The 3326-nt window shown below is 37.7% G+C and carries 5 protein-coding genes; 4 read left to right on the top strand and 1 reads right to left on the bottom strand.

Annotated elements, in window-relative coordinates; all coding sequences use genetic code 11:
- Window positions 1-80 precede the first annotated feature (80 nt).
- Complete coding sequence (locus tag CK510_RS28250) at window positions 81-755, bottom strand: ABC transporter ATP-binding protein (protein WP_095724805.1); 675 nt, start codon at window positions 753-755, stop codon at window positions 81-83.
- Window positions 756-801: 46 nt separating this feature from the next.
- Between CK510_RS28250 and CK510_RS33075 the strand changes: the two genes are divergently transcribed.
- The 4 genes from CK510_RS33075 to CK510_RS28235 all read left to right on the top strand — a co-directional run bounded on the left by CK510_RS33075 (window position 802) and on the right by CK510_RS28235 (window position 3146).
- A complete protein-coding gene (locus tag CK510_RS33075) occupies window positions 802-948 on the top strand; it encodes a hypothetical protein (RefSeq protein WP_211293334.1) in 147 nt (48 codons plus the stop codon).
- Window positions 949-1218: 270 nt separating this feature from the next.
- Entirely contained in the window at window positions 1219-2157 is a 939-nt protein-coding gene (locus CK510_RS28245) for a Sll0314/Alr1548 family TPR repeat-containing protein (protein WP_095724804.1), read from the top strand.
- 79 nt (window positions 2158-2236) lie between these two features.
- On the top strand, window positions 2237-2689 hold the full coding sequence (locus tag CK510_RS28240) for a DUF3531 family protein (protein WP_095724803.1): 453 nt from the start codon (window positions 2237-2239) through the stop codon (window positions 2687-2689).
- 25 nt (window positions 2690-2714) lie between these two features.
- Window positions 2715-3146 (top strand): NUDIX hydrolase, encoded by a 432-nt coding sequence (locus CK510_RS28235; protein ID WP_095724802.1) that lies wholly within the window; start codon window positions 2715-2717, stop codon window positions 3144-3146.
- Window positions 3147-3326 lie beyond the last annotated feature (180 nt).

Below are 3326 nucleotides of genomic sequence, written 5' to 3'. Positions count from 1 at the left end.
CCGTTTTCCCACGAACAAAAAATAACACGGATAATTTTCCGCAAAATCGCCTAAAAACCCACAAAGTCAACAGCCTACCTCTAAACTGCTGGTAATGGTTCTTTTGCCTTTGCTGCAAGCTCAATCGGGTCTATTTTTTTAAGTTCACCGTGCTGAATACTCCAACAATGGTCAGCTATAGGTAATAAATCCCCAGCATCGTGCGTCACAACCAAAAGCATCCAATGCTGTTTTAATTTTGCCAATAAATTTACTAATTGCTGACGCATTGACCAATCTAAGCCAGCTGTAGGCTCATCTAACAATAATATATGGGGCTGACGAATTAATTGTACTGCCAATGCTAAACGCCTCTGCTGACCCCCACTTAAAGCATGTGGTGGTGTTGATAGGGATAAATGCTCTAATCCGACTTCGGTTAATGCTTCCTTTACCCTGTCGCTACCGATTTCAGGATGTCCCAAGCGTAATTCTTCTAAAATTGTCCCACCACAAAAATGTCTTTCTGGAAACTGAAACACTAATCCAGCTAGTTGCTGTACCTGTTCAGCGATTAGTTCTTGTTCGCGCCAAAATATAGAGCCAGATGTCGGTTCAGCAAGTCCTGATAAAATTTCCAGCAACGTGCTTTTACCAGAACCACTTGGACCGATAATTAAACCGAGTTGTTGTGATTCTAAATCAAGATTAATGGAATTGAGAATTGGGTTAGGGGAAGCAGAAGGATGATAAGTAAGATTTCTAAGATAGAGCATTTGTTTAAGATTACCAAAAAAGTCAGCAACTTATTGATTAACTGTATTGATTAACTACAACGCGAGCGATACTCCTATGGAGTCACTTTGCGATATGCCGGAGGCATTAAGCTCTGCTTATCGCACTGTTCTGAAAAATTCAATAAAGTATTTTTGGGCATTGGGAATTGGGCATTGGGTAATTAGCCATTAACCATTGTGACAAACTTACCTTTGAGAATAGGGACAAAAACCGTGGGAACTTGAAAAAATTACCAGAGTCATCCAGAGTGGGAAAGGGCTAAATCTATTTTAGATGCTGGATTTAGGACTTTGGGCGATTTTTGTGCAAACTCATCTACCGCAAGTAATAGATGTATATAATCATTTCAGTATAAAATTATAGTCCAAAACCTAATTAGCATTCTTGAAATTATAAGTAACACTTAAAACACCCACAACAGTAATAATTCTGAGGAAAGTCATGTCCAAAAAGCTCCAAAATTCAAAATTATTTTTAACGTATCGCTTTAAAAGCCTTGCTAGCACAACCTTAGCAACAGCAATTTTATTGACAACTGCATTTAATTCTGCATTTGCGGCTGACCCTTTCCGCACCAAAGACCAGCGTAACATTGGTAACAATACAGAAGCCGCATTTAACGCAGTTTTCCTCAAGGGTGATTATCAAGCAGCTAACCGTTTTGTAGAAACAGCATTAACCACCGAAGCGAACGAACCACTGTTGTATGCCATGAGAGCTTCATTAGCGTACACGAATAAAGATATTTCTGGTTTGGAAAGCTACAGTAAAAAAACTCTCGAAGCTGCCGAAAAATTAATTACCACTGATAAGCTACGCGGAAATTTATACTTAGCAGTTGGAGAATTTCTTAGTGGAGCGGTAATTCTCAGTCGCCAAGGAACAGTAAATGGTGCCCCAGAAGCATTAAGCAGACTGCGAAAAGTGTACGGATATCTTGACAAAGCCGAAGCAGTATCAGCAACCGACCCCGAACTGAACTTAATTAAAGGTTACATGGATTTGATGTTAGCAGTCAATTTACCATTTGCAGACCCCGCACAAGCAATTCAGCGCTTAGAGAAAAATGCAGCACCATTGTACTTAGTCGATAGAGGAATTGCGATCGCATATCGTGATTTGAAACAATATTCTCAAGCCTTAGAATATGCCGAAAAAGCTTTAAAAGGTGCATCGGAGAATCCAGAGGTTTATTATCTCAAGGCACAAATTTTGCGAGAAAAAGCCAAAAAGGACAAAAATCTCCAATTAATGCGGGAAGCTATAACTACCTTTGACAAAGCTTTAACAAAGAAAACCCAACTTCCATCTGGTTTAGTTAAACAAATCGAACGCGAACGCAGAAATGCTGACACCAGTGTCAATAATCTTGGAAAATAGGATGTGGGGAATTTATCCTCTATCTTCTAAAATTATTTCTGACACCAATGAAAAAATTTTGTATTAACCCCTTTCTCCTATGCTGATCAAGTTTCGCGAAATTAACCCTTTTGACATTTGGATTTGGCTAAAATTCAGTACAATTCCATCACAACGTGAAAAAGACTACATTGAAGAACTATTCAACTCTTGGTTTTATCTAGGTAAACTAGGTGCATTTAACGCCGAGAACCTGCAAGTTCAAGATACAGGATTGGAAATAAGTTACATGAGTTACAACCAAGATGGCTATGAGAATAGCTTGAAAGCGCTCATGCATAATATGGGAGAATTGGAGTATGAAGGAGAATGGGCACGGTGTTGGTTTGACTTAGGTACAAGTGATGCGATCGCAATTGATATTCTGGTTAATGCGATCACACAAATTAACGAAGAATATCTAGTCATTGAAGAACTGTGTATTGGTGGGGAAAATGCCGATTGGACAGTTGAAGACAGCGAAAGCCGACCATCATCTATCTACGATAATTAAAATGTTAAATTACCATTAACCAAAAATGCATAAAGAAGGCGAAATTCGTGTAATTGCTTTAGGATTAATTCGTAATGGCGATAAAATATTTGTTTCCGAAGGATACGATCCAGTCAAACAGGAAAAATTCTACCGGGCAATGGGTGGAGGTGTTGACTTTGGTGAAACCAGTTTTGAAGCGGTAAAACGTGAATTTCAAGAAGAAATTCAAGCCGAATTAAAAAATATTCGCTACATTGGTTGCTTAGAAAATCTTTTTACTTTCAACGGTAAACCAGGACATGAAATCATTCAACTGTATGAATGTGATTTTGTTGAACCCAAATATTATCAACTTGAAAGACAGGAATTTACTGAAGGAGAAAGAAAAAAAATAGCCGTTTGGGTTGATATTAATCGTTGTAAATCAGGTGAATTAAAACTAGTTCCCGAACAATTCTTAGATTATTTATCATAGTGGTTCTCATCTGAGTTAAATACAATCAGCAATCGATAATACCGTAGGGGCAAACGGTTGTTTGCCCTTATTCATATTTTATTTATGTCTTATTTATATTTTATTTATGCCTTATTTATATTTTATTTATGATTGATTGTATCTTGATAAGAGTAAGCCACAAAATGAATGATCCTGTGT

Origin of the sequence: Brunnivagina elsteri CCALA 953 (genome assembly GCF_002289455.1) — a bacterium.
GTDB lineage: Bacteria > Cyanobacteriota > Cyanobacteriia > Cyanobacteriales > Nostocaceae > Brunnivagina > Brunnivagina elsteri.
This window is presented reverse-complemented; position numbering and strand designations above follow the sequence as displayed.